Source organism: Kitasatospora sp. MAA19 (assembly GCF_029894125.1).
In the GTDB taxonomy this organism is placed as follows: Bacteria; Actinomycetota; Actinomycetes; order Streptomycetales; family Streptomycetaceae; genus Kitasatospora.
In genome coordinates this window covers 103,856-129,963 of sequence record NZ_JARXYZ010000024.1, presented here as the reverse complement: position 1 = coordinate 129,963, position 26,108 = coordinate 103,856, and the positions used below count along the sequence as shown (strand labels likewise).

The window sequence follows — 26,108 nt, the reverse complement described above, 5'->3', positions numbered from 1 at the left end:
CCCGACCGCGATCACGCCCCCGACCAGCCCGAGCACCCCGCCTCGAACTCACGCCAGCCCCCGTGAACTGCGGTTCTCAGGATGAAAACTCCTCAATGCCCGTCTTGACCGAACCACCGTCCAGGCCGATCTCAACCTGCCGCAACCGCCGTCCGTCCGGCCCGAGTTCCATCAAGAAGACCTCTCCTTCCTCGCCCTCCGGCCAGCGCAGGCACACACGGTCCCGTCCCGCCAGGACACCGAATCCCGGCTGGCCACGCTGGGCATCCCGCTGAGCGCGGAGGCTGGACAGCGGATTCGGGTCCGGATCGTCAAGACGGACCTCCTCCAAACCCCACGTCTCGGCACGTCTCACCACGTCCGGGTCCGCGATCACCTCAACCTCGGCGCAGGCACTGACGATCTCCTCCGCCGAGCCCGCCCACACCCACCACCACAGACCCCCCATCCCATAGTCATGAAGGACCAGATAGCGCGTCTTCCCGACCTCACCCTGTTGGCTCACAGCCCGTGAGCCTACGTCGCCCCAGGCCCAGTCCAGATTCCCCCCGACTGCCCTGCCAAGACTGCGGCTCGCAGCCCCCGGATTCCGCAGAAGCCAGATGCACTGAGAATCCCGAGCCGAGTGTTCTCACTCGACCTGGCAACACCGCAGCTCGGCGCAAGATCCACAGACAAGCTCAACGCGACAGGACATTCGCGTTCGTGGACCACGGCGGTGAGGGCTCCGGCGAGCCGGTCGCCGGCTTGCTGCGGCCGGGGAACGCGGGCAGCAACACCGCCGCCGACTCCGGCGCCGGCACCCACGAGTTCCTCAACTGGCTGACAGCGCACGGCCGGTGGCTGTCCTATTCGGTCGGGATGACCATCACGGAGGCGATCCATCAGGCGGTACTGCTGGCACCCGCCTCTGCCTGGACTCCGGCCGTCGAACCGGACGGCGTCATCCGCGACGGCGCCTGGGTGGCCGAGCTCACCGGCGACGTCCTGAAGGGCTGGCCGAAGGGGATGCGGCTGATCGTGCGCAAAGAACGCCCGCCCCCCGGAGCCCAGTTGCGCTTCACCGACGCCGACGGGATGCGGCTGACCTGCTTGGCCACCAACACCACCCACGCCCCGATCACGCACCTGGAGCTGCGGCACCGCCGACGGGCCCGCGCGCCGCTGGGAGCCCAAGCGCCTGCGGCTTCGCCCGTTCTCCGCCGCCCACCTGGTGACCACCGGCCGCCGCCGTTGGCTCGGTCTGGCCCGCCACTAGCCCTGGACCGAGACGATCACCACCGCGTTCGAGCGACTGCAAGCCCTGCCGAAGCCCGGCTGACCAGCAACGACACCCTGCCCCGTCGAACCATCCTCCGGCCGGAGCAGTGGAATCCGGCGCCCACCCGACGCGGCAGCCGGGCCGCAGGCATGCCCGCCACCAGACCACGAAGCCGAAACGGCCCGCCATATGAACCGACGGACCGCCATGAAGGATCGAGGCTAGTTCGAGCGGACCTACATGCAAACATCCCGAACGATGGCCAAGAAGCGCGAGATACTCCTAGACCATGGACTGCGAGATATCAAACTCTCGCGGCCGCCTCCCGCGTAGGATTCTCCAAACGGGGTCATCGATTGCAACCTGCAACCAGGCATCGAATGATTCTGCCGAATCCCGGAACCACCAACTCTCTTCCGCTAGTGACTGCAGGTCAGCGTCCATCTCGTATCGATACTCCATAGCCAACTGCGAGTAGCACTCGTGCTCGCCATCCTGATCCATGACCTCGAACTGCCGAGAAAAACCGATCGTGAAGGCCGGCTCAGCGAACCAGCTAGCGCAGCCGTATTGAAAGATAAATCCATCCGCGTCAGGAAGATCTGGCACGGCGAATTCGATACGCTCGAAACGCTTCAGCACATCGAACAGCTCCTCCGGAGAAGGGCCGCCCGAACCGGTTCGCGCATCGAGCAGTCTCCTGGCCGCAGCCTCTGCGGACTCGATTGGCAGTGCTTGAGTCACCGTCTACGTACCTCTCCCACCAAAAGAAGCAACCCTCCCCGCGATGCATAATAGCGTGGATCTCTGCAGCGCGACGAGGGTCACAACCTCACGACACTACGGCCAGTACCCGCCATCAAGCTGTCCTCGAATATGACTCAGGACATCTCGTGCTTCATTAGCGTTTCTGGCACCAGCCATCATGTCGTTCACGTAATTGAAGTAGTCATTTGTGTGAATCCTGGAGTGGACCGATGCCCCAGTCGGATTGGCGGAGGCTGAGCCGCGAGGGAGGAACACTCCATTTTCGGCATCATTGATGTCGATACCGAACTTGGCCAGTTGCGCTCGTGCCAGCGCCGCCTTCGGCGAGGTGCTCGCAACGATATGATGCGCCGCCGTGTCTGCTGGGCGGGTGATTCCAGCAGCCGTCATATTATCGCCGATAATCTTCGCATTGCTGGAGCAGTTAGCGTTGTGTACCAGAACCGGAGTCGACCCAGCCAGCACATAGTACGTATGTACGCCGTCGATGGTGAGGTTGTAGGCCGTGAGATCCTGCGGGTAGGTGCGGGTCGAAGTGATCCGGGCAGTCGTGCCGTCGAGATTGCGCAGGTCGTCGCCGGGTTTGAGGTCGATCGCGTCGGTGAACCGTCCGGTGCCGGCGTTCCAGAAGGGGTGCCGGTCGGTCGCGTGCAGCGTTGCGTCGTTGCCGGTGGTGATGTCGACCATCGTGTGCGGTCCGGTGTGCTGGATCGCTGCGGTCACTGCGTGGGGTGCGGTGTTCCAGGTGGTGGTGTCGGTCGCGCGGACCTGGGTGCCGGGGTTGATCTGTTCGATGGGCAGGGTGCGGCCGTCGGCAAGCAGGACCGGTGTCCCCGCGGTGAAGCTGTTGGGTTCGCAGGTATAGAGGGTCTCGACTTCGTCGATGATCTTCTTGCCGCCGTTGGCGGTGGTGGCCTGGCCACCCTTCGCGAGTGCGGTGTTGAAGGCCTCCTGCCCGGGCTCTGTCTCGCTGTCAGTGTCCTGGACCTGGAGGGCCTTGTAGTGGCCGTTGGGCTTCGGTACCAGGGCGTCGTACGTGGCCACGGGGGTGAGCCGGGCGAGGTCGGAGGCGTCGAGGCGGTTGACGGCGTCGGGCGCCAGGTAGGCGGTGCCGGGCCGCTTGTCGACCTTGATGCCGTTCGTCTTCGCGTGGGCGTCGATAGCCGCGTTCTTGCCGGCCGGGGTGCGGGCGTCACTGCCTGCGGATGGTGCGCCGGTGCCGCGGGCGGCGGGCGGGCGGGGGGCGTCGGCTCCCCGGGCCATCGGTGTCGGGGCGGGCGGGGTGCCGATGAGGCCCTGGTTCGCGGTGGCCGCGTCCTGCAGGATCTGCCGGCGCTGGGAGACCAGCTGCTGTGATTCGTTCTGGATCGCGGTGGCCTTCGTGCCGAGGGCACGCGCCTGGGCGCCGAGCTTCACGGCCTCGTCGGCGAGTTGGGACTGTCTGGCGCTGGCCTTCGAGAGTTCCGGTTCGATCGCGGCCCGTTCCGCCTGGAGCTGGGCCGCTTCGGCGTCGAGTTGGGCCTTCTCCGCGTCGTACGCGGCCCCGGCCGCGGCTTGGGCGGGCAACTGGAAGACGTGCGGTGCGGCGTTGTGCGCGGCGATCCGGGCGTTGAGGGCGGCGGTCTTGGAGTTGAGAGCGGAGGCTTTGCCCAGGGCGATGGAGGAGTCCTTGGCGGCGGCCTCGGAGTTCGCCTTCAGGGCCGCGATGCTCTCGGTGAGCTTGCGGGTCTCCGACGCCAGTTCACTTGCGCGCTGGGGCAGGGTCCCGATCTGCTGGTCGAAGGCGGCGATCCGGGCGTTGAGGGCGGCGGGGTAGCCCGCGTTCGGCCGCAGCGGCTCGGACACAGGCGCAATGGCAGCCGGGGCGTTCAGTGCGGCGACCGGCGGATCGGCCGCCGGGGCCGCCGCGCTCTCACCGGCCGTCGGCACCGGCACCAGCGCCGCCAGGAGCATCAGGCACGCACCGCGCCACGCGACGCCCGGAACGCGAGCTGCCGCCCCTCGCCGTACCGGCAGCCGGGGGGTCATGTGGTCACCTTCTCAGCGATCCGGTCCGCGATCCGCGCGACGGCTGGCCGACCGTCGCCCGCCGAGCAGAGCGCCACCTGCAGGAGCATCCGGCCTTTGAGTCGGGCCTGGCGGTGGCAGCCCCAGCCGTCTCCGGAGTCCTGCGTCGCCGTCCAGCCGACGGTGTCCGGGGTGACGGTGTCGGTCTTGTAGGTCCACCCCGACGTACTGCCGTCCGGGTCGGTCCGCACGGCGGACGGGCATCCCCTGAGGCCCTCGTCCAGCCTGCGGAACGCGGCGGAGGCCTTGTCCTCGTCGGGGTAGACGCCGACGACCTGGGTCACCGTGTGGTCACCCGTCCCCGCCGGGTCCTGGTAGGTCGCCGACAGGAACGCCGTCCACTCATTCCCGTAGACCGACCTGGTGGCCGGTCCCGCCGCCACCGCGCAGCCCGACGGCTCGACCGCGACCGCCTCGGGAGGCTCGCTGCCCCTCGGACCGGCCACCAATGTCGTCCCGGCCAGCCTGCTGACCTCATCCGGGACGAGCAGGTCCGCCTGTACCGTCCCGGCTGCCACGTGCAGGTCCCCGCTGTTCGACGCCCGCAGCCACCACCACCCCCCGGCGACGGCCAGCCCGACGCATAGCACGGCGGCGACCGCCACCAGCAGTCTCCGCTTCGCCCGGCCCGCAGGAATCGGCCCGCCCGGCCCCGGCCCCCCGGGGAAGGCCTGCGGCGCCGCCAAGTCCGCCGGCAGCGGGCCCCGTTCGTCCGCCGGCACCGAGGGACGAGGCACGGCACCCACCGGACCCTCGTCGGCCGGGCCCGCCTTCGGCGGCTCGATGATGAAATCGGAGTCCTCGGCCACGCCTCATCCCCCCATGACACAGCGTCAAATCAGCAAGCCTGATCACGTTCTGTGGATTTCGCCGATGCACAGAGTCGCCGATTCAGTCCACCGCGGCAAGCCCTTCTCCGCCGATTTGAGGCCCTGCTGAGCATTCCGATCGGCGCACGCCCGACTACCTTCCGTCGTCAAAACGTTCGTTGACCGCTGCCGTCGTGACTGCGTGCCGACTCCGGCAAGGCCGACCCGCTCGTAACCGAGGACGGGCCGGTCAGGACGTACTTCATGGCCATGCCGCTCGCGAGACCGAACCGGCACCCGATCCGCAGCGGCTCCCGCTCACACGGCACCGGCTGGGCTCCGGGGAGGAACACCGAGCGCCGTCCCATGCTGGACGTGGCTTCGCCGGGCCGAACAGCACTCTCACCGGCGATTCGGATTCACCCGATCGGGTGACAAGTCTTCCAGTCTGGTGGGGCGTGCCATGAGGGCTTGCTCACCGCCTGCCAGTACCTCGGTGCTCTCCAGCACATCGACGTCCGCGAACGCATTGCCAACGACTGCAGGCTCACCAAGCCCATACGCGAGAAACTCGCGCGGGCGCCTCGTTCGTCGCCACCGTGGGTCAGTGCGGGGGCCGTCCCTGGTCGATGCGGGCGGCGATGCTGGCGGCGCAGGTCTCCAGCCGGCCGCGCAGGAGGGCACGCACGGTGGCTGTCCGGTTGACCGGGGTGTACGCCTGGGTGATGTTGTCGATGAGCCTGGTGGTGTCGGCTCCCGCGCGTCGCATCCCGGTCAGGACGGGGCTGTGCGCGTACTCGGCCTGGGTGATCTCGGTCCAGACCAGCACCGTCGCCGCGAGCTGACCGTCCTGGCCGGCCATCCGTGAGAACCGCGGGCTCAGGTCGTCGAAGAGTGCGGCCCAGTGGCCGGCGGGCACCTGCCAGTCGGTGAGCGCGAGGCGGCGCCGCTGGTAGTCGGTGCGGGCCTGGTCGTCGTCCAGCCTGCGGGCGATGTTCTCGACCCGCATCTCGAAGTCTTCCCACAGCCCGCCGCCCGCCATCTGGGGGCGGAGCTTGCCCATCGTGCTCACGGCCATCTCGGCGAGCTTGAGGCTGGCGGCCCTGCGCAGGTGCCGCACGGTGTAGCTGGTCGGGCTGTCCAAGCGGTCGGCGAAGCCGGCGAAGTGCTCGTCGTACCAGTGCCGGGGCAGGAAGGGCGGGACGTGCTCGATGCCGAAACGGCAGTCCCGGGAGGCGACGCGTACGTTCGCCTTCTCGGTGCGGCCGGCGGCGTGGAAGCCGTGGACCTGGCGGACGAGAGCGCGGGCGAGAGCCGGTGAGAGGTTCTGGCGCCGCAGCGTGGTGTACGGGCCGGGGTGGCGGGCGACGGCGGCCTGGGCCAGCGGCTGGATCGTCTCCCGCGGACGGGCCCGGCCGTCGGTGCGGAGAAGTGTCTCCGGATCGTACTGCGGACGCGGTTCGGCCGGTCCGGCCAGCAGCGGGTCACCACTGAGGTAGCCGGTCTCCACCTCGTGGAGGTGGGCCAGCCGCAGCAGAGTCAGCTGCTGCTCCGGTGTCAGATCAGTCATCGCCTTCGGCTGGCGGCCCCGGCTCGCAGCCGGCAGGTCCCTGCGTGTACGGGTCGACTGGCGGCGACCGGGGTGATGCATCAGCTCCCGCACCGAGGTGTGCCAGGTAGGCCCGTCGACCGGGACCAGAACGACCTTGCCCACCTGGGGCTCGAACGTCTCCACCGTCCACTCGGAGCCGTCGATGATCAGCTCGTTGCCGGGCGCCAGATCCCAGGAACCCGCGGCGGGTGCCGTCACCCTTCTCCTCCGCGCGTGCTGTTGTCCGCCGCCAGGCGGACCGGGCTCTCGTCCGACAGCGGCTGCGACATGTCGACACCCAGACGGCGGTGCCACAGCAAGTGGAGTGCGTGCGCCCGGGCGATCGCCGGGTAGCTGCACTGCTCGACCAGCTCGCCGAACGCGATCGGCCCCGACGCGGCGACCCGGAGCAGCTGTTCCTGGAGGCCGAGTTGATCGGTCAGCTCCCGCCGGCCCGCCGACAGAGCGTCGACAATCCTCACCGCGTGCCGACACCAGCCGGTCACCACGCTGTAGTTCCAGCCCACCGCCAGCGCAGCCTCGGCCGACGCCGCGAACTTCACCTCGTCCTCCGGCCGGATGCGTCCGGCCGGCCGGACATCCACCAACCACGGTCCCGAGCCGGTCAGCAGCAGGAAGTCCGGGGTGTGCTCGACCGTCCCGTCCGCGGTGAGGAACCGCAGGCGAAAGGGCTGGGCCAGCGCCTCTGCCAGATCGCCCGCGAAGTCGGATATCAAGAGCAGCAGTTCCTCCTCATAGCTCTCGAAGCCGTGATGCCGATTGGTGCTGATGAGGTACTCCAGGCCCGGCCTGTGCCACTGGCCGGTCCGCCACGTGAAGCGGCGTACCGGCCGGATCTGGACCACCTCGACCTCGCCGAGATTCCGTACCGTGCAGGTGACCGACGTCCGGCCGGAGCACCACGTCGCGGTCCACCGGTCGCTCCAGCCGGCCGTAAGGTTCAATGTCTTCCTGCGGGCGTCGAACCCCGCGTGACCATGGGCAAGGTCGTCCAGGTCACAGGTATCGGACCACAAGCCAGTACCCGAAGCCGCCTTCGCTGGGTATCCACCAGGCAACGTCGAGGCCACGCCTCTTCGCCTTTCGTTGTGAGCTGACAACGCCAGGCGGAAACGACGGGGAAGTCCCGGGCCAGGGAGCGGGTTTCCTAGAAACCCGGCATTCCGCACCCCGGCTCTGCTAGATGCGGCGTTGTACGTAAGTGACAACAACACCTGGCAGCCCAGCCACCGCTGTGCCGCCAAGAACTGGCACCAGCCCAGGTCAGCAGCCCTCGAAGGTGACACCTACGGCAGGCAGTCGCAGTCAGAGAGAAGCTGGGCGCGGAGGCGGCCGAGTCCATCGACTGGCGCGCGCCGCGTGCGCTGTGCATCGCGGCGGGGTATTCACATCACGACCGGGTCGCGGTGGGAGACCTTGGCCGGTCCTGGCGGATCGAGTTGGTGCGTTACCGGATCTTCGACGGCGGGCTGCTGAGCCTCCAGCTCGTGGAGCCAGTCTCCGGAGCCGCGGGCCCGGCGGTGCCCCGCAGATCGGGCGCGGTCACAGCTCTGGCGGCTGCTGCCGAGGCCGACGAGCTGCCAGTTCTCGACGACATCCCGGAGTGCCTCCGGGACCTGTATGGGGAGCTGAACGAGGTGCTCACCGCGTCGGGCGAGGTAGAGGTCGTCACCCTCAAGCACTACATCGCGTACCGCCGTCTGCAGAACGTGGCGAGCGTCCTGTTCCGTCCGGGGCACCAGGTGATCCTGCTGTACCTGCGGCTGGACCCGGACACGGTGGAGCTGGAGGAGGGCTTCACACGCGACGTGCGCGGCATCGGGCACCTGGGGACGGGTGATCTGGAGGTGCGGATCGTCTCGTCGGCGGACGTGGAGAAGGCGGTGCCGTTGATCCGGCGGGCGGTCGAGGAGTCCTGACGGAACGAGGAAGGGCGACTGGAGCTTCGTGCTCCAGCCGCCCTTTCGCGTCTGCGGCCGGTCAGCCTGCTGGTTCTCATCTCACGCCTCCGGTCCGGCCAGGACGAAGTCGTCCTGGGTCAGCTCTGCTCGCAGCCGCTGTTCGGCGATCTCGGCGTAGTGCGGGCTGAGTTCGATGCCGACGAAGCGCCAGCCTTCGCGCAGGGCGGCGACGCCGGTGGAGCCGCTGCCGGTGAACGGGTCGAGGACGACTCCGTTCTCGGGGCAGATCTGGACGAGTTGCTGCATGATCTCCAGGGGCTTCTGGGTGATGTGGACGCGGTCCTTGCGGGGCTGGGAGGCGGTGAAGTGGCCGGGCAGGTAGAGGTCCCGGCTGTTGTTGAGGGTGCCCTTGACGCCCCAGGTGATGAATTCCGCGGACTGCTTGAAGCCGCCCTTGCGGGGCCGGCTGGCGGGCTTGATCCAGGGGATGGTGCCCTGCCAGGTCCAGCCGTCCATCTGGAGCGCGTCGCTCGTGGTGGGCTCCTGCCGCCAGTCGGAGAAGACCATCGCGACCGCGTGCTCGGTGCTCGCTCGCTACGCCTCGGTGAGCAGTTCGGTGAGCCAGGAGCGGTAGGAGCGCTGGTCGCGGTTCTCGCCGGGGAAGGTCTTGAGGTCGTGGATGCTGCCGCTGGTCACGTACTTGGCGCGGGCGTCGCGACTGGTGCGCTCGGAGCTGGTCCGGCCGCCCGAGTTGTACGGCGGGTCGGTGATGACGGCGTTGACGGACTCGTCCGGGAGGGTCTTCAGCACGGTGAGTGCGTCGCCGCGGTGCAGCTTGTAGCTCATGGGGTCTTCCTTCGGGGCGTGGTTGGGCCCGCTCCGGGCGGCGCCCGGCGGCAGCCGCCGGGAGCGGGGATGCCGGGGAAGGTAGCCGCGGTCGGCGGCCGTACCTAATGAGCAGCGACGGGGTGCCGGGCTCGGCCAGGGGTCGTTTGGTGCGGCCGACTTTCGCGTCTACTGTCTCGCCATGCCAACCGGGCAGCAGGCCAAACGGGCCTGGCCCGGCACGTGTTGATCCGTGCTGCCCTGTGCCCGCGGAGCCACGCCGGCAGCATCTCCCCTTCCCCCCGATCCCGAGGAGCGTCGTCGTGTTCCGGCTGAGATTACGAGCGCGGCCGGCTGCCGCGCGTGACCCGAGACCGACGTCCCGGAGCTACCAACTCCCGTGACCCGGGCCCGCCCTGCACGAGGGCGGTTTCACCACCGGCGCGGTGCCGGCGACTTCTTCGCACGAGAGGCCGGCACCGCGTTCTCCTACGAACCCGCAAGGAGCCGCTGCGATGCAGCATGCCCTGGCACACCCATGCCCTCATCCGCCCCTGCTGCCCGTCCGGCCGCTGCCCGGTGACCGGGGGCCGTCGTGAAGAAGGCGGTCGGCGCGCTCATCGGCGTCGTCGCCGCCGGTCCGCTGGTGCTGGCCCTGCCCGTCGCGATCGTCGCCGCGGGCAGTGCCTCGACCTCCACGTCCAACTCCTGTCCGTCCGGCGGAAATCCACAGGGCGTGGATTCCACAGCGGTGGCGGCACAGGTCGAGGCGATCCTCAAGGGCTCCAGCCCGCTGTCGGCGCCGGCCGTGGCCGGGCTGAGCAAGCCGTCCGAGCAGATCCCCAACGCCCGGACGATCCAGGCCACCGGTGTCGCGATGCACATCCCCGTGCGCGGCCAGGTCGTCGCCCTGGCAACGGCCTTGCAGGAAAGCGAGCTTCGCAACGTCAACGGCGGTGACCGGGACTCGCTGGGCCTGTTCCAGCAGCGGCCCTCGCAGGGCTGGGGCACGCCGGAGCAGATCATGCAACCGGTGTACGCCTCGACGAAGTTCTACGAGGCGCTGCAGAAGGTCAGCGGCTGGGAGTCGATGACCGTCACCCAGGCCGCCCAGGCGGTTCAGCGTTCCGGCTTCCCGGACGCTTACGCCAGGTGGCAGCCCTTGGCGGAGGCGCTCCAGAAGGCCCTCGCGCCGCTGCTCGACCCCGCCTCCAGCACCTCGCCGAATCCGACGCCGGCACCAACGGCTGGCGCGAGCGCCGGCCCGGCAGCGGGCGGTGGCTGCGGGACGCCCACGGCAGGCGGTGACGGCAGCGACTTCGGCACGATCCCCGCAGGCTCGCTGCCCAACGGGTACACGATTCCGGCGGATGCGCCGCAGCCGGTGCAGACCGCGATCCGTTGGGCGCTCGGCCAGTTGGGCACGCCGTACCAGTGGGGTGGCACGTGCGCGTCCTCGCACGGGGCGGACCCGATGGGCAGGTGTGACTGCTCCTCGCTGATGCAGATGGCCTACCGCTCGGCCGGTGTCTCGCTGGAGCGGACCACGTACGACCAGGTCAAGCAGGGGACCGCCGTCTCGGCGGACTCGCTCAAGCCGGGCGACCTGCTGTTCACCCGCGGCACCGCCGCCGTGCCGGAGCACGTGGGCATGTTCATCGGTTCGGGGCTGATCGTGCACGCGCCGAAGACCGGTGACGTGGTCAAGATCTCGACCCTCGCCTCGTGGCGGCCGGAGATCCTCGCCGCCCGCCGGGTCGCCTGACCGGCTTCTCCTCCCCCCTCTCTTCTCCCCCTTTCTTTGGGCTGCCTTCGCGCGCCCTGAACCGCTCTGGAGCTTCCCTTGTATCTCGCCGACGCAGTCGTACAGCTCGCCTACGACCCCGGCATCACCCCCAACGAGGGCGGCCTGCCCGGCCTTTCGGTCCTCAAGCAGGTGATGGGCTCGCTGAACCTCTTCGGCATCATCGCGGTCGTCGGAGCCCTGGCCGTCAGCGCCGGGGTGTGGGCCTGGGGCCACCACTCCGGCGGCCACCAGGCCGAGGCCAACGGCAAGAAGGGCGTGCTCGTCTCGGCTGGCGCCGCCCTGCTGCTGGGCGCCGCGAACGGTGTCGTGAGTTTCTTCTCGACGCTTGGAAGCCAGGTCAAGTGATGCAGAAACGTTCCTTCGCCTCGGGCCCTCGCCCAGGGGGCTCCGGCGGCGCGCTGGTGCGCCGCCGGGCGCTGCTGGGCTCGCTCGTCCTGGTGGTGCTCGTCGCCGCTGCCGGCGTGCTGGCCTACGTCACCCGGGACGGACGCGAGGCCGCCAATCCGGCTCCTGCGGCTGCGGGTTCGGCCGCATCCTCCGCGCCGGTGGCTTCGCCGTCGCCGGGCGGGCATCCGAAGTCGCTGCCGGGTCCGCCCTCGACGCACGATCCGATCGCGTTCGCGAAGGCGGCGGCGGTGGCGCTGTGGTCGTACGACACCCGCTCCTCCTCGCAGCCGGAGCTGGTGGCCTCCCTCCACCGGTGGCTGACCAGCGAGGGGCAGTACCTCGACGCCGACTCGGTCGACCGCCTGGTGCCCTCCCCGGTGCTGTGGGGGCGGATGGCCGACTCCGGGCAGTTCGCCACCGCGACCGCGGACGAGGCGCACTTCCCGGACAGGTTCACCAAGGCCCTGCAGGCCGATCCGGGGGCGATCACGCAGGCGTACGTCTACGCCGTGACCGTCTCCGGGAAGCAGTCGATCTCCTGGAACGGCGCCCCGCAGGGCGGGGCCGAGGACCGTTCGGCCACCCTCGCCGTCCAGTGCCGTCCTGACCGCCCGTGTGCCCTGGCCGGTGTGCTGCCGGCCGTGGCGCCCTGACCTCGGGAGTTCCTCGTGGATATCTGTAACCTCCCGATGGTCGCCCAGGTCTGCAACGTCGTCGACGGCATCAACTTCGTCAGCGACCCGGGCAAGAGCATCACGGACGGCATCGGCGCGTGGATCGCCAAGTCGATGGGCGAGCTTGCGGCCAGCGCCGTCGACCTGTGTGCGAAGGCGGTCGACGAGACCACGGCCATCGACCTGTCCGCGCCGTGGTTCAGGGACAACTACCAGCTGATCCTGCCGATCGGGCTGATCCTGACCGTGGGCACCTTCTGCGCGCAGTTGGTCCTGGCCGCCTGGCGGCGGGACGAACGGGCGCTGGCCAAGGCCGGCTGGGGCACGATGACTGGCGTCCTGTTCGCCTTCGGCGCGATCAGCTTTACGGCGGTCGCGGTCACCGTGGTCGACGCCCTGTCGGCCGGGCTGTTCCAAGCCGCGCACACCAGCGTGGCCGACGCGGTCAGGCGCATGATCAAGGTGTCCCAGTTCGGCCCCATGTTCGCCCTCGGCTGGGCGATCCCCGCCCTGGTCGCGGTCGGCAGCGCGATCGGGGCGTTCCTCTACTGGTGCGTGATGGTCGCCCGCAAGGTCGGCGTACTGATCCTGGTGGTGCTCGCCGCCTTCGCCGGGGCCGGCGGCGGCTGGGAGGTCGCCCAGCGGTGGCGGCGCGGCTGGATCGAGGCCACCGCCACCCTGATCGTCTCCAAGCTACTGATGACGGTGGTGTTCCTCGTCGGCGTCTCCGCGCTCGGCAAGACGGACGCCAAGGACGGCATGGCCGCCCTGTCCGACGCCATGGCCGGTGTCGTGATCATGGTCATGGTGCTGCTGTGCCCGTACGCCGTCTACAAGTTCGTCCACTGGGCGACGGACGGCAGCGGCCACGACGACACGCACCGCACCGGCATGGCCGGCATGGCGGTCGCGGCCGGGGCGGCGAAGACCGCCGGTTCCCTGGCCATGCAGATGAGCACCGGTGTCCCGGCGCCGCAGGGCCCGGCCCAGGTCCCGGGCATGGGCGGTGGCGGTGCCGCCTCCGGCATCGACCCGACCGGCCGGATCAGCACGGAGGGGATCGACGCCGGCCCCGCGCAGCAGCCGACGAAGTTCCGCTTCGGCGAGGACCCGAGCGCGGGAGGCGACCGCGGACGCGCCCTGGTCACCCGGCCCGGCATCCCGGCCCTGATCACCCGGGCCTCCCCCGGCAGCGGTGGTGACCAGTCGGCGTCCGGCGGCGGTCAGGACGGCGTCGCGGCCCAGCCCTCCGCTCCGTCCGTGCCGGGCGTGTCGACGGCCCCGGCGGGCCCCGGTGTCCCGGCGCCGCCCGCACCGGCTAGCGCAGGACCGGCCCCGGGCGGAGCACCAGCTCCGGCACCGGCCCGGTTCGTCTACCCGAACAGTCCCACCCCGCCCGGTTCCTGACCGGCCCCCCTGCCCTGGGGCGGGCGGCAGCCTGCCGCCCGCCCCAGGGCCCCGACCACCAGCGAAGGAGCATCCGCGATGACGTCCAGAAGAGTGCCGCGCCCCCGCCCGCCGCCCGCACGCTCATCCCTCTGGAACCCCGATGTCCTCCTCGACGCCCGACGCCACCCCTGCGTCCGTCAAGTTCCCCCACCGCTCCAAGCGCGGCATCCTGCTCGGCCTGAGCGCCCCGCAACTCATCACTACCTCGGCCACCGGCCTGCTGCTGCTCGCCGCGCTCGTCACCCAGGGCGTCACCGGCGCCCTGCAGCTCATACCCCTGTGGGCCGGTGTCGCCGCCCTGGTGTTCATCCGCTACCGGGGCCGCACCCTCGCCGACTGGGCGCCAGTCGCCGCCCGCTACGGCCTGCGCCGCCTGCGCGGCCAGCTGGTCTGGCTCACCCGTCCCTCCTCCCGCCCGGTGCGCGAGGGCCTGCTCCACCTGCCCGGCAGCGCGGCCAGCCTGCGCGTGGTCACCGCGCCCGATGGCCGCTACGGCGCTGTCCACGACCCGCACGCCGGCACCCTCACCGCGATCGTCAAGGTCTCCTCCCGCGCGTACGCTCTGCTAGACCCCGGCACCCAGAACGCCAACGTCAACGGGTGGGGGCGCTCCCTGGCCGCGCTCGCCCGCACCGGCCAGGTCGCCCGCATCCAGGTGATCGAGCGGACCGTCCCGGACACCGGTGATGCGCTTCGCCGGTACTGGGAGGAGCACGGCCGCCCCGACGCGGCGCTGGCCGGCGAGCTGTACGGGGAGCTGATCCGCGGCGCCGGTCCGGCCGCTGCCCCGCACGAGGCGTATGTCGCCATCGCCCTGGACTTCAAGGGCGCGCGGCGGCTGATCTCCCAGGCCGGAGGCGGCCTGACCGGTGGTTTCGCGGTCCTGGCCCAGCTCACCTCCGCGTTCGAGCAGTCCGCCCGTACCGCCGGGCTCACCCCGTCCGGCTGGCTGTCCGACGGTGAGATCGCCGGCGTCGCCCGTACCGCCTACGACCCCAAGTCCCGTGCGGCGCTGGACCGCTGGTCGACGGACGGGCGTCCGTCCGCCGACCCGGCCGCCGCCGGCCCGGTGGTCGTGGTGGAGAAGGCCGACCACATCTCGACGGACTCCGCCCACCACACCACCTACTGGGTGGAGAACTGGCCGCGGACGCAGGTCAACCCCGGCTTCCTGCACCAGGTCATGTTCGCCTCCGGCGTGCGGCGCACCGTCTCCCTGGCCTACGAGCCGCAGGACCTCGACTCGGCGCTGCGCGACGTGCGCCGCAAGAAGGCCAGCGTGATCGCCGACTCGGCCGAGCGGGCCCGTAAGGGCCAGGTCTCCAGCGAGGCCGACTCGGTGGAGTACCAGGACATCCAGGACCGCGAGCGGCAGCTGATCGCCGGCCACGCCGACGTCGCCCTCACCGGGCTGCTGACCGTCTCCGCCGACACCGAGGACGAGCTGCGCTCCGCCTGCGCCGTGGTGGAGACCGCCGCCGTGGGCGCGCAGCTCGACCTGCGCCCGCTCACCTGGCAGCAGGCCGAGGCGTTCACCGCCTCCGCGCTGCCGTTCGCCCTCGCCGCCTGATGCCGGCCCTCCCGCCTTCCGAAAGAGCACCCCCCCGATGCCGGCCACCCCCGCCACCACGCAGGACTTCGTCCCCTACGCGACCGCCGCGATCGACTTCCACCGGGCACTCAACATCCCCACCGGCCCGCTGGTCGCCTCCCGCGCCGAACTCGACTCACTCCACGAGCACCTGGTCGCCCTGCACGGCCTCCTCGACGCCCACGCCCAGCGCACCGCGCCGCTGCTGCCGGCCGAGGGCGACCACCTCAAGGCCGCGCGCACCCGCCTGTGGCAGGCCGCCGACCACCTCCACGCCGCCTACCACGCCTCGCCCCGGCCCGGCAGCGGCGAGGTCCCCGGCCCCGAAGCGTGCCACGCCCGCCTGCCCGAGGGCGCGCCGGAGCTGAGCATCTGCCGCCGCCACCAGGAGACCACGCAGTTGGTGCGCCGCCGCACCACCCCCGCCGACCTGCACGCCCCGTTCAGCGGCCTCGTCCGCCGCTGACCCGACAGTCCCGGATTCGTGATCATGCCCAGGAACCGCGCTACCGCCAGCCACCTGTTCGTCCCGCGCAAGAGCACCCGCGCCCAACAGCGCGCCGCCCGCGCCGAGTTCGCCCGGGCCCGCACCAAGGCCCGCCACGCTCAGCCCACCGCCGAGCGTCCCCGGAACAGCGGCACCGACGCGGATCTCCAGCCCGTCTACCCGGTATCAGGCCGGCCTGGTCCCGCCTCCGCCCGCGGCGGCAAGCTCCGACTGCCCAAACACCGCCTGACCACCGCCACCGCCTCGGGGGCCTACCCGTTCCTCGCGGAGGCCGGCCTCGGCGCCGAGGGCGTCTTCGTCGGCCGCGACCTGCATGCCGAGGGCTCGTTCTGCTTCGACCCGTTCGCCCTCTACAACTCCGGCCGAATAGAGGGGTTCACGAACCCGAACGCGGTGCTGTGCGGGGTGATCGGCATGGGCAAGTCCGCCCTGGCCAAGTCGATCGCCACCCGGTCGATCGCCCACGGCTACAAGATCTACGTGCCGTCCGATCCGAAGGGTGAGTGGTCGGGTCTGGCCGAGGCGCTCGGCGGGCAGACCATCGCGCTGGGCCCCGGCCTGCCCGGCCGGTTGAACCCTCTCGATGCGCCCGCCCGCCCGGCCGGGGTGAGCGAGGAAGACTGGACCAGCGAGGTCCGCAAGCGCCGCCTCCTGTTGCTGGCGAGCCTGGCGGCCACCGTGCTCAAGCGCGACCTGTTGCCGATGGAGCACACCGGCCTGGACGTCGCCCTGGACCTGGTCGTCGCCGACGCCGAGTTGAGCGGCACGGTGCCGCTGCTCGGCGACATCGCCCACGCCCTCGGCCGCCCCGAGCGCCTCAACGCCGCCCTCGGCGGCCAGGCCGGAAGCCTCGGCCACGCCACCGACGACCTCGCGCACGCCCTGCGCCGCCTGGTCCACGGCGACCTGAGCGGGATGTTCGACGCGCCGTCCACCGTCACGTTCGACCCGGACGCGCCGATGCTCTCCATCGACCTGTCCCGCCTGGGCAGCAGCGGCGACGACACCGCTCTCGTCCTCGCGATGACCTGCGCGAGCGCGTGGATGGAGGCCGCCCTCGCCGACCCGGACGGTGGCCGCAGGTGGGTGATCTACGACGAGGCATGGCGGATCATGCGGCACGTCGGTCTGCTGGAGCGGATGCAGCAGCAGTGGAAGCTCAGCCGCGGGCTGGGGCTCGCAAATCTTCTGATCCTGCACCGCCTTTCCGACCTGCTTTCCGCTGGCGACGCCGGATCGCGCGGGCGCGTCCTGGCTGAGGGCCTCCTGGCCGATTGCAGCACCAGGATCATCTACCGCCAGGAACCGGACCAGATCCCCACCGCCATGTCCCTGCTGGGCCTGACCGGTGTCGAGGCCCAGGCCATCGCCGCACTCACCCGCGGCCGGGGCCTGTGGAAGGTCGCCGGCCTGAGCTTCATCGTGCAGCACCTCCTCCACTCCAAGGAGAAGCAGCTGTACGACACCGACTTCCGCATGGCCGCCTGACCAGCTGCCCCTTCGAGAATCCTGAACCCGAGTGTCTACCAACGACGTTGAGTCCTACCTCGACCATGCCCACCTCACGGCGGCCGACTTCACGGAGTTCGAGCAGCTGATCGCCGCAAGCCCCGACCAGCGCCCCGCCCTTCACGCCGACTGGCACCTCGTACTCACCTCCACCCGCCACACTGGCGCCCAGTGGGAATCCACCTACGCCCTGTTCCGGCCCTGCGACGCCCGCGCCGCCGCCGAACCCGGCAACGAGACGTATGTGCGGGTGTACTTCGACGAGGACGGCCGGGCGCTGCCCGACCAGCCCCACCGCCCCGTACCCGTGCCGCCGCTGGCCGCCGAACTGGCCGAGCACCTGCCCGGCTGGTTCGTCCAGCCCTGCCCCCTCAATCCGGGCCGGGACCTCGTCGAACTGAGCGAGCGGCTCTGGGGCGGAGGCCCAGCGCCCTGGGGCAGCGTCTCGGCCCCGCACACCGCCCTCTCCCTCGCGGGCCCTGGCGGGGAGCGGCTCCTCGCCGTACGGCCGCGCCCCGGCGACGAGCTCGTGGTCCGCGCGGTCCGGCCCGATGACGCTCCCGACTACCGCCTCGACGACGTGAAGCCCCCGGTCTGCATCGTGTTCCCGACCGACGCGGCACCCGCCACGGTGGCGGCCGAGGTCAGGGACCGCTTCGCGCCCGGCTACCGGGAAGCCGCCTGGCGCGCGCGGACGAACTCCTTCACCTTCGCCGCCGAGGCCCTGCAGCGCCTGAGCACCGCGTACATCCCCGAACCCGGCTCGCCCTGGGGCCACCACGGCGAGATCGGCGCCTTCGAATCCGAGGCTGACCGCAACCGCGCCGCCTGGCGCTACATCACCACGCTCACCGAGCAGGGCCCGCACCTGGCGGCCGGCATCCGAGCCGCCACCGTCATCGAGGACCGCCTTGACCCCGTCGTCGGCCCCGACCTGCGTCGGTTCTACGTCACCGAGGCTGCACTCGCCAGCCTCCAGGAGATCCAGGACGGCTGGCACGGCGCCATGGGCGCCATCGTCGGCACAAGCCCCGAAGCCGAGCGGACCCGGGACCGTGCGGAGGATCTGCGCAACCAGGAAGCGTGGGAGTGCGCCGCACCGATCACGGACGGCCCGCTTCCCGCGCTCGCCGCGCACGTCACGCCGAGGATCGGCTTGCCCACCCCGAACTGCGAGGAGCAGGTCAAGGCCGCACTCGCCCGCTCCGGCCACCTCCGGGGACAGAGCACCCCGGCCCCAGCCCCGCCGGCACCACCGCGTCCGGATGCGCGACGCCCTGCCCGGTGACCAGCCGCCATACCACCGGATTCCGGCCGGGCCAAACTCCCGCATCCCCGCATCATCAACGCCTCGTCCCCCGGCGCCCGGGGGCGATCGAGGCAGGAGCACGCCATGCAACCCGACCAGCTGATGGTCCATTTCACCGAGACCGCTTCCGGTGTCAACGCCTTCGTCTACCGCCTCAACGGTCCACCCGAAGAGGACTCGCTCTCCGACATCACCAGGTCGCTCGCGCAACGAGCAATCCCCTGCACTGCCCGAAGCCTCGCGTACGTCGAAGCTGAACTGCCCGACGAAGGCCGTCTGTTCGTCGTCCCTCGCATCGGCGACGACGAGGTCGTCGGCTGGTACGCGTTTCGGGAAGATCCCCGTACCCGGTCCCGCGAGGTGTTGTACGACAGCCAGCCGACCGGTCCGGACGCGCGACACGGTCGCAGCGTCGAGTCGATGCTCGCCTCGGTCGACACGCATCTGGACCGACTCGGCGCTCCGCTCCAGCAGCAGGGCCAGGATCTGCCGATCAGTGCGGAGTCGATCCTCCACCGCGCTGGGTTCGTCCCCGTCGTGCGGGTGCACGAGACCTACCACCGCCTCCCGGCCGCCATGCTCGACCCACAGGAGCGTCGCGCCGCCGTGGCACGGGCCGTCGACCACCTACTGGCCAACGGCTACACCTTTGCCTGTTCGGACGACCTGCTCGACGCCACCCTCCCGCCGTCGCTGCCGCCGATGCGGCTACTGGCCGAGGTACCCACGGCCATCTCCACGGCCGGGCACACCCGGCAGGTGGTCGACGCGCTCAGCGAGCTGACCGCGCCCGGCGACGGCGTCCTGGATCAGGTCGTCGCCGCCCTGAACGAGAGCGCCGGCTGGTGGGAGGGCCTGGGCGGCGCGTCCGATCCGCACTACGCCGCCCGCCTGCGGTACATCGCGGACACGGCGGACGGCTACGTGGGGGAGATCCGGGCGATGCGCGGCGACCTCGCCGACCGGCACACCGCCCACCCCGGCCGTCCCCGACCCGCAGCCCAGGTCGCGGCCGGTGGCCTCGACACCCGGGTTCTCGCCGCGCTCACCACCTCCCCCACCTCCGCGCACACTCTCACCGGCCACCCGGCCGAGGCCGTCCTCGCCGCCCCGGCCGCCGCTGTGCGCGCTGCCGTGCCGCACCGCTGAACCCCCGATCCAAGAAGAAAGGCCGCTGTGCCCCGCCGAGACAGACCCCGCACCGCCTACCGGTCCACCGTCCGAACCAGCGAAGCGGAGCCCCACCGTGCCTGCCGCCGAACCCACCCAGCTGCCCGACGTCGCTATCGGGCACCACCCGAGCCACGGCATCGTCGCCTCCCTGCCCACCCAGTCGGCCGCCGCCCAGTGGATGCTGGAGCGCCTCGACTTCCAGCGCCTGCCCGGCAACCCGAAGCTCTTCACACTCACCGACCAGCACCGCGAAGCCTCCGAGCGCGCCGCCTGGGCCGCCAAGCTCCTCACCGGCGCCGGCTACCGCGTCGACACCGACATGGCCCTGGCCCCGGAGAGCACCGACCGGCAGCACCAGGTGCAGGAGCGGCAGGCGCACGCCACACCGGAGGCCCCTGGGCCGCAGCGCTCCCCCGCGCCGAGCGCTGGACCGGACGTCGCCATCGCCGAGCACCCGAGCCTGGGCATCGTCGCCGCCGTCAATGACGACCTGCCCTTCAACCCGGGCATCTTCCTGAACACCGATGGCTGGCGCTACCAGCGGGACCTGGACGTCTACCTCCCCCCAGGGGGCACCCGGGCGGAGTCACTCGACGTGGTGGCCCACACCGTCATGGGACTTCGACGCGGTCACTTCCAGGTCGCCATGCAGCCCCAGCTCGCCGAGGACGTCGCCGCCCACCGCACAGCGGTCCGCCAGGCGTTCACCACGCACAAGTTCCGCGTCGACGAAGCCGCGCTCAAGGCACCCGCCGCCGTGTCGCCCGCCGTGGCCGTGAGCCCGCCGTCGGCGGCGGTCGACCCGCGCATCGCCTTCGCGCGCGCCCGCTGACCACCCCGACCCCGACCCCGACCCCCACCCCCAAGGAGCAGAGCGCATGGCTGTAAAGAAGGTCTGGCAGATCACCCACTCGTGCGGGCACGAGACCGAGCGCGACCTCGGTGACCGTCCGGCCGACCGCCGGGCCGGCTTCGCCCAGTGGCTGGCCAAGCAGGAGTGCACCGACTGCTGGCGCGCAGCGAAGGCCGGCGACGAGGCCGATAAGACGGCGTGGCTGGAGGCCAAGCGCGCCGCCGAACAGGCCGAATCGGACGCCTGGTCCGAGCAGTTCCGGATGCCGCCGCTGGAGGGCACCGAGAAGGGGATCTCCTGGGGCGTGCGCTGCCGCCACCAGGTCCTCGCCGCCGCCTACACCGCCCTGGTCCTCGACTCCGGCATGCCGGAACCCGAGTGGGAGCGGATCGAGGACCAGGCGCGCACGATCACCCGCGCCGGCTGGTGGATCGACCAGCGCGCCAGCGAACCTGGCGACCTGCCCGAGCTGCTGGAGGCGGCCGTGGACACCGACCGGCCGACTGAGAACCCCTTCGTCTGACCCGCCGAAGCCCTGCCCCGGGTGCAGGGCACCGCCACCAACTTCTCTCCCCTGAACAGCGATTCACGAGGCCCTTCCATGTCCGCCTCCTCTCTGTACTGCACCGTCCGGCGCACCGAGAGCACCTCCGACCTGCTCGCCGCGCTGTACGACGACGATCCCGGCTTCGAGTCCTACCTGCTGGCGTCGTGGTCGCCCGGTCCGCCCGCCGACGAGGATGTCGTCCTGCCGGATCTGGCGGCGCTGCTGGACGAGCCGGTGGCGCTGCGCAAGCCCCGTACCGGCCACGCCCCGTCACGGCGTCTGACCTGGCACTGCTCGATACGCAGCAACGGCGCGCTCAGCGACGACCGGTGGTTCGAGCTGACGTGGAAGGTGCTTGACGCCACCGGCATCGAGCCGGACGGCGACCCCGACGCGTGCCGGTGGGTGGCCCTGCGCAACGCCGACGACCGGCTCGATCTCGTCGCCACCGTCATCCGCCGGGACGGCCGCTGGGCTCGGCTGCACAACGACCAGCGGTTCGCCCGGTGGGCCTGCGAGGACTTCGCCCGTGAACACGGGCTCACCTCTCGGCACTGACGCGCGCGGGAACGCCCGGCCGGGCTGCCCTCTACCACTGCCTTCCGGCCGGGCCAAACCGCCGGATCACCGGATTCTGTCCCTGTCAGCCCGCCCGCCGTTCGAGAGGGGACGCCGTGATCGCCCACCTGCAGCGCGCCACCACCACGGCCGCGCTGATCCCCGCCCTCTACGGCCTGGACGAGCCCCACGGCCGGCTGCGTCCCAGGTTGATCGGCGCCGATTACCGCGGCGCCGATAAGCAGCTGCCGCTGTTCGGTGACCCGCAGGAGGTCCTCGGCGGAGGCGTGCTGGACGCCCCGGCCCTGCGGATCGGCGCCCGGGCGCCCGAGTACCCGGTGTGGATGTGCTCGGTGCGCTCCGACCCTCGCCACCCGGACCTGAGCGATGCCCAGTGGGCCGACGTCGCCCGGCGCCTGGTCGCCGCGACCGGGCTTGCCCCCGCTGGCGACCCTCACGGCTGCCGGTGGGCCGCGATCCGCAACGGCGACCGGTCGGTGCACGTCGTCGCTACCGTCGTGCGCGAGGACGGATACATCCACGGCACCTACCGAGACCCCTTCCACGTACAGGCCGAGTGCACCCGCATCGCCGCCGACCTTGGCCACCTCACCCGTACCGTCACCACCGCCAAGGACCACCGGATGCCCGTCATCACCATCAGCGCCGAGCCCAGCGGCAGCGTCGTCGCCACCGGCACCAGCGACGACCTGTCGGCCACCCTGCTGCGTCACGCCGGGTTCAAGCAGATCGACGACTGGCACGGCCGCCGCCACCGGCTGCCCACCACCACCGCCCCCGCCGACCGGGCCTCCATCGCCGCCCATGCCGCCAAGATGCTGCGCGCCGCCCGCTACAAGGTCGGCCTCGACCCCAGGCTGGAGGCCGAGCCGCTCAACACCGCGGGCCAGCAGGTCCTGAATCTCACCGATGCGCTGCGCGGCGCCACGGACTTCGCCGAACTCGCCGAAGTGCTCGACGAGCTGCTCGACCCGGACGACGGGATGCTCGTCCGCCTCCAGGAGGCCCTGGAGATCGCCTCCGAGCAGATCACCGATCTCGACGCCGACCAGTTCGCACTCTCCGACCGGTTCGGCTTCGCGTCCGACCAGTTGGTCACCGCCCAGGCGGAACTGGCCGGTGTCGTCGACGAGGTGCAGCGCGCCATGTCCCACGCGGCAGGCACTCCCGAGGTCCGCGCCGCCGACGACCTGCGCACCCGCGCTGCCCTCGCCCGCAGCACCACCGTGCCCGTCTCCAACACCCCGGGCGTGCCCGCCGCCGCCTCCACCCGGCTGCCGCCCGGCCCGGCCGCAGCGGTGGCCGCCGGCCGCACTCGCTGAAACGTTCCTGCCCGTCACTATTCCTCTGGGAGCCCCGGTGCCCGAGCACTATTCGTCGATCGGAGAAGCGGTCGGCGCCGCCCTGCAGCACAACATCCGCCTGGTCCACGGCGACCGGCCATCCGCCGCCGACCAGCCGCTTCAGGTCCGTTACATCCCGCCGCCCGCCGCCGACCCGTACTCGTTGCCGGGCATGGTCGTACGGCTGGAAGAGGACGCCAGCCCCGGGGACGTGGCGGCGATCCTCGAAGAGACGACCAGCGCCTTGGTCGGCCCGCTGACGCAGCTGACCGAGCTGGTCGCGGCCGGGGCCGACTGGGCTCGCGCCCAGGTGGACTTCGACCCGCCCGGCTACAACCTGCCCTACGACATGTGGACACGCCTGGCCACCGCGCACCAGGCGCTCCTCACCGTCCGGGAGGACCTGAAGGCCGCCACCGAGGGAATCGCCGCCTGCCCCACCGAGTCCAGCCCCTCCCGCCACCCGGACCTGATGCCCGTCCTGCGCACCCGCGAAGTCCTGCACGACGTCATGGGCGCCGCGCCTGAGCCCGGTGTGAACGCGCCGGACACCCCCCCGCCAGGCCGCCGCCCTCGCCACCTCCCCCCACGCCACCGCCCGCCGGGCCTCCCCTGCGAATCCGCGGGCCCCGGCAGCGGCCACGGCCTCCACCGGCCGCCCCCGGCACGCACGCTGACCGAACCGAAGGAAACCAACGATGCGCACCCTCGCCGACGCGTTCGGCACCGACGTCGAGATCGTCCGCCGCTCGGACGGGGTGGTCTGGGCCTACTGCCGCATCGACGCCCCGGACCAGATCCACGACGTCCTGCGCCAGTGCGGTTTCACCGCCTCGGACCCGCACGGCCGTTGCTGCTACCACCTTCCGCCGGACACTCCCGGCGCTGACCGGCCCGCTGCGGCCTCCACGGCGGCCGGGTTCCTGGACGACGCCGGGTACCGAGTCGGAATCGACCCTCACCTGGTCGTCGGGTACGTCGGCCAGAACTGCATCGTCCAGTCCGAGGAGCAGCGGCATGCCGCTGCCTGCCGCACGTTCCCCTCCGCCGTTGCGAAGGCCGCTCCCGCACAGGCCGGTACGCCCGCAGCGGCGGCGCCGGTCCGGCCTGCCGCCCGCACCCGCTGAAACGTTCCGCCAGCCCAAGCCCCCATGGAGAGCACCGTGATCCGTTCGAGAGCCGAGCGCGCCCCGCCCACCGCCCGCTCGCACCCTCCTGGACTCCCTCGTGCCCGCCCCGCGCACCGGCGCGCCGTCGACCACCTCCGTCACGGACGCGCTCCTCTACCTCCTGGTCGCCGTCGTCGGCGCCGCCCTCGCCTTCGGCACCCTCGCCTGGCTGACCGGCAACCTCACCAACTACTTCTTCGGGTCCGGACCTTGGGCGCCGTTCCACGTCACCGAAGCCCTCCTTCACCCTCACCGGCTGTGGCCCCACCTCGGCCCGGCCGCCGTCCTGGTCGGCGCCCGCGTCGTCCCCGGCGCGCTCACCCTCGCCCTCACCGGCACCGCGCTCGCCTGGTGGCTGCGCCGCCGCGCCGGGACGAAGAGCGGCATGGCCCGGCCGGCGGACATCGCTCCGCTGCTGGACAAGGAGATCACCGCCAAGGCCCGCAGCCTGCGTCCAAGCCTGAGGGACGAGAAGGACATAGCCCCGGCCCACCGCGGCATCCCCATCGGCACGCTCTCCCCGGGCAAGGCCGAGGTCCGGGCCTCGTGGGAGGACGTGATGGTCGCCATCATGGCGCCCCGCTCCGGCAAGACCAGCGGCATCGCGATCCCCGCGATCCTCTCCGCCCCCGGGCCCGTCCTTCTGACGTCGAACAAGGCCGCGAACGATGCTTTCACGGCCTGTGTCGACGCCCGCGCGAAGGTCGGCAAGGTCTGGACACTCGACCCGCAGCAGATCGCGCATCACCCGCGCGAGATGTGGTGGGACATCCTCGCGGACGCCCGCGACCTCGCCGGGGCCAAGCGCCTGGCCGGGCACTTCGTCACCGCGAGCGTGGACGAGTCCAGCGGCTCCGACTTCTGGTCGACCGCGGCGAGCAACACCCTCGGGTCGCTGTTCCTGGCCGCCGCGAGCCACCGCCGCCCGATCACCGACGTGCTGGCCTGGCTCGCCTCCCCCTCCGACCGCACCCCCGTCGACCTGCTCACCGATGCCGGCCACCACGCGGTCTCCGCCCAGCTCCAGGGCACCGTCACCGGTGCCACCGAGACCCGTGACGGGATCTACGAGACCGCGAGGCAGTACGCCAGCTGCCTGCTGGACCCGGAGATCGCCGCCTGGGTCACCCCCACCCCGGATCTGGCGGAGTTCAAGCCGTTCGCCTTCGCCTCCTCCCGCGACACGCTGTTCCTGCTCAGCAAGGACGGCGGCGGCAGCGCCTCGGCAATCATCGCGGCGGCGGCCGACGCGGTGATGCGCGCGGCCGTCATCGTCGCCGAACGCAACGGCGGCCGGCTCGACCCGCCCGCCCTGTGCGTGTTGGATGAGGCCGCCAACGTCTGCAAGATCAGCGACCTCCCCGACCTCTACTCCCACCTCGGCAGCCGGGGCGTCATCCCGATCACCATCCTCCAGAGCTACCGGCAGGGCCAGCGCTGCTGGGGCGCGGCCGGAATGGACGCCCTCTGGTCCGCGGCCACCGTCAAGGTGATCGGGTCGGGGATCGATGACGCCGACTTCGCGGACAAGCTGTCGAGGCAGATCGGCGAGCACGACGTGCAGACCGTCTCCGTGTCCGACTCCGGCAGCGGCAAGTCGACTTCGGTGTCGATGCGCACCGAGCGCATCCTGCCGCCCGACGAGATCCGCGCCCTACCCAAGGGCAAGATCCTGCTCTTCGCGACCGGCATGCGGGTGGCGATGCTCGACCTCAAGCCCTGGTACAAGGAGCGCTCCGCCAAGGAGATCGGCCCGGCCTCCGCCCGCGCTACCAAGGCCATCACCGAACGGGCCCTTGCCAAGTCCCATGACCACGACGGCTTCGGGCTGGCGGCATGACCATCTCGAACACCTCCCTCTTCAAGAACGCAGGCTCCGCGCCCCAACTCGCAGTGCCAGAACCGGTGTTCGCCGGGTCCGGCTGGCGCCAACCGCGCAGCGGAACCTGGGTCTACCAGGACACCCC

Annotated in this window: 22 protein-coding genes and 2 pseudogenes; 17 read left to right on the top strand and 7 right to left on the bottom strand. The window is 71.3% G+C overall.

What is annotated here, in order from left to right; all coding sequences use genetic code 11:
• Nucleotides 1-76: 76 nt before the first annotated feature.
• Nucleotides 77-505, bottom strand: a complete 429-nt coding sequence (locus tag P3T27_RS29530) for a hypothetical protein (RefSeq protein WP_280683919.1) — start codon at nt 503-505, stop codon at nt 77-79.
• A gap of 194 nt (nt 506-699) precedes the next feature.
• On the opposite strand from P3T27_RS29530, the pseudogene P3T27_RS29525 reads away from it, so the two are divergent.
• A pseudogene (locus tag P3T27_RS29525) lies at nt 700-1,321 on the top strand (transposase); the annotation flags it as partial.
• Nucleotides 1,322-1,543: 222 nt separating this feature from the next.
• Here P3T27_RS29525 and P3T27_RS29520 read toward each other — a convergent pair.
• From P3T27_RS29520 to P3T27_RS29500, 5 genes are all read right to left on the bottom strand, one after another.
• Nucleotides 1,544-2,005 (bottom strand): hypothetical protein, encoded by a 462-nt coding sequence (locus P3T27_RS29520; RefSeq protein ID WP_280683917.1) that lies wholly within the window; start codon nt 2,003-2,005, stop codon nt 1,544-1,546.
• 96 nt (nt 2,006-2,101) lie between these two features.
• Entirely contained in the window at nt 2,102-4,057 is a 1,956-nt protein-coding gene (locus P3T27_RS29515; RefSeq protein WP_280683915.1) for an AHH domain-containing protein, read from the bottom strand.
• Complete coding sequence (locus tag P3T27_RS29510; RefSeq protein WP_280683913.1) at nt 4,054-4,905, bottom strand: sensor domain-containing protein; 852 nt, start codon at nt 4,903-4,905, stop codon at nt 4,054-4,056. Before P3T27_RS29510 ends, P3T27_RS29515 begins: the two co-directional genes overlap by 4 nt.
• Nucleotides 4,906-5,509: 604 nt before the next feature.
• Nucleotides 5,510-6,715: a hypothetical protein gene (locus P3T27_RS29505; RefSeq protein WP_280683911.1), complete on the bottom strand. Its 1,206-nt coding sequence runs from the start codon at nt 6,713-6,715 to the stop codon at nt 5,510-5,512.
• On the bottom strand, nt 6,712-7,533 hold the full coding sequence (locus tag P3T27_RS29500; protein ID WP_280683909.1) for a TnsA-like heteromeric transposase endonuclease subunit: 822 nt from the start codon (nt 7,531-7,533) through the stop codon (nt 6,712-6,714). Before P3T27_RS29500 ends, P3T27_RS29505 begins: the two co-directional genes overlap by 4 nt.
• 390 nt (nt 7,534-7,923) lie before the next feature.
• Here P3T27_RS29500 and P3T27_RS29495 point away from each other — a divergent pair, with 390 nt between their 5' ends.
• Entirely contained in the window at nt 7,924-8,436 is a 513-nt protein-coding gene (locus tag P3T27_RS29495; protein ID WP_280683907.1) for a DUF5655 domain-containing protein, read from the top strand.
• An 81-nt stretch (nt 8,437-8,517) separates the two neighbouring features.
• Here the strand turns inward: P3T27_RS29495 and P3T27_RS29490 are convergent.
• Nucleotides 8,518-9,264: pseudogene (locus P3T27_RS29490) on the bottom strand (DNA methyltransferase).
• Between the two features lie 574 nt (nt 9,265-9,838).
• On the opposite strand from P3T27_RS29490, the gene P3T27_RS29485 reads away from it, so the two are divergent.
• The 15 genes from P3T27_RS29485 to P3T27_RS29415 all read left to right on the top strand — a co-directional run bounded on the left by P3T27_RS29485 (nt 9,839) and on the right by P3T27_RS29415 (nt 25,981).
• Nucleotides 9,839-11,008: a C40 family peptidase gene (locus P3T27_RS29485; protein WP_280683906.1), complete on the top strand. Its 1,170-nt coding sequence runs from the start codon at nt 9,839-9,841 to the stop codon at nt 11,006-11,008.
• Nucleotides 11,009-11,086: 78 nt separating this feature from the next.
• Nucleotides 11,087-11,395: a DUF6112 family protein gene (locus P3T27_RS29480; protein WP_063346628.1), complete on the top strand. Its 309-nt coding sequence runs from the start codon at nt 11,087-11,089 to the stop codon at nt 11,393-11,395.
• Nucleotides 11,395-12,090 (top strand): hypothetical protein, encoded by a 696-nt coding sequence (locus P3T27_RS29475; RefSeq protein ID WP_280683903.1) that lies wholly within the window; start codon nt 11,395-11,397, stop codon nt 12,088-12,090. The genes P3T27_RS29480 and P3T27_RS29475 overlap by 1 nt, the downstream gene beginning before the upstream one ends.
• A 15-nt stretch (nt 12,091-12,105) precedes the next feature.
• Nucleotides 12,106-13,518, top strand: a complete 1,413-nt coding sequence (locus tag P3T27_RS29470) for an ATP-binding protein (RefSeq protein ID WP_280683901.1) — start codon at nt 12,106-12,108, stop codon at nt 13,516-13,518.
• Nucleotides 13,519-13,660: 142 nt separating this feature from the next.
• Nucleotides 13,661-15,130: an SCO6880 family protein gene (locus P3T27_RS29465; RefSeq protein ID WP_280683899.1), complete on the top strand. Its 1,470-nt coding sequence runs from the start codon at nt 13,661-13,663 to the stop codon at nt 15,128-15,130.
• Between the two features lie 37 nt (nt 15,131-15,167).
• Nucleotides 15,168-15,617 (top strand): DUF6238 family protein, encoded by a 450-nt coding sequence (locus P3T27_RS29460; protein WP_280683897.1) that lies wholly within the window; start codon nt 15,168-15,170, stop codon nt 15,615-15,617.
• 24 nt (nt 15,618-15,641) lie between these two features.
• The gene (locus tag P3T27_RS29455; RefSeq protein WP_280683895.1) at nt 15,642-17,147 is read left to right on the top strand and encodes an ATP-binding protein; all 1,506 of its coding nucleotides are present in this window, start codon (nt 15,642-15,644) and stop codon (nt 17,145-17,147) included.
• 31 nt (nt 17,148-17,178) lie between these two features.
• On the top strand, nt 17,179-18,456 hold the full coding sequence (locus tag P3T27_RS29450) for a hypothetical protein (RefSeq protein ID WP_280683894.1): 1,278 nt from the start codon (nt 17,179-17,181) through the stop codon (nt 18,454-18,456).
• Nucleotides 18,457-18,561: 105 nt separating this feature from the next.
• Nucleotides 18,562-19,626: a hypothetical protein gene (locus P3T27_RS29445; protein ID WP_280683893.1), complete on the top strand. Its 1,065-nt coding sequence runs from the start codon at nt 18,562-18,564 to the stop codon at nt 19,624-19,626.
• A gap of 97 nt (nt 19,627-19,723) precedes the next feature.
• The gene (locus P3T27_RS29440; RefSeq protein ID WP_280683891.1) at nt 19,724-20,482 is read left to right on the top strand and encodes a hypothetical protein; all 759 of its coding nucleotides are present in this window, start codon (nt 19,724-19,726) and stop codon (nt 20,480-20,482) included.
• Between the two features lie 46 nt (nt 20,483-20,528).
• Nucleotides 20,529-21,026: a hypothetical protein gene (locus P3T27_RS29435; protein ID WP_280683888.1), complete on the top strand. Its 498-nt coding sequence runs from the start codon at nt 20,529-20,531 to the stop codon at nt 21,024-21,026.
• Nucleotides 21,027-21,104: 78 nt separating this feature from the next.
• Nucleotides 21,105-21,608 (top strand): hypothetical protein, encoded by a 504-nt coding sequence (locus P3T27_RS29430; RefSeq protein ID WP_280683886.1) that lies wholly within the window; start codon nt 21,105-21,107, stop codon nt 21,606-21,608.
• Nucleotides 21,609-21,724: 116 nt separating this feature from the next.
• A complete protein-coding gene (locus tag P3T27_RS29425) occupies nt 21,725-22,951 on the top strand; it encodes a hypothetical protein (RefSeq protein WP_280683884.1) in 1,227 nt (408 codons plus the stop codon).
• 719 nt (nt 22,952-23,670) lie between these two features.
• Nucleotides 23,671-24,099, top strand: a complete 429-nt coding sequence (locus tag P3T27_RS29420; RefSeq protein ID WP_280683882.1) for a hypothetical protein — start codon at nt 23,671-23,673, stop codon at nt 24,097-24,099.
• 100 nt (nt 24,100-24,199) lie between these two features.
• Complete coding sequence (locus P3T27_RS29415; RefSeq protein ID WP_280683880.1) at nt 24,200-25,981, top strand: type IV secretory system conjugative DNA transfer family protein; 1,782 nt, start codon at nt 24,200-24,202, stop codon at nt 25,979-25,981.
• Nucleotides 25,982-26,108 lie beyond the last annotated feature (127 nt).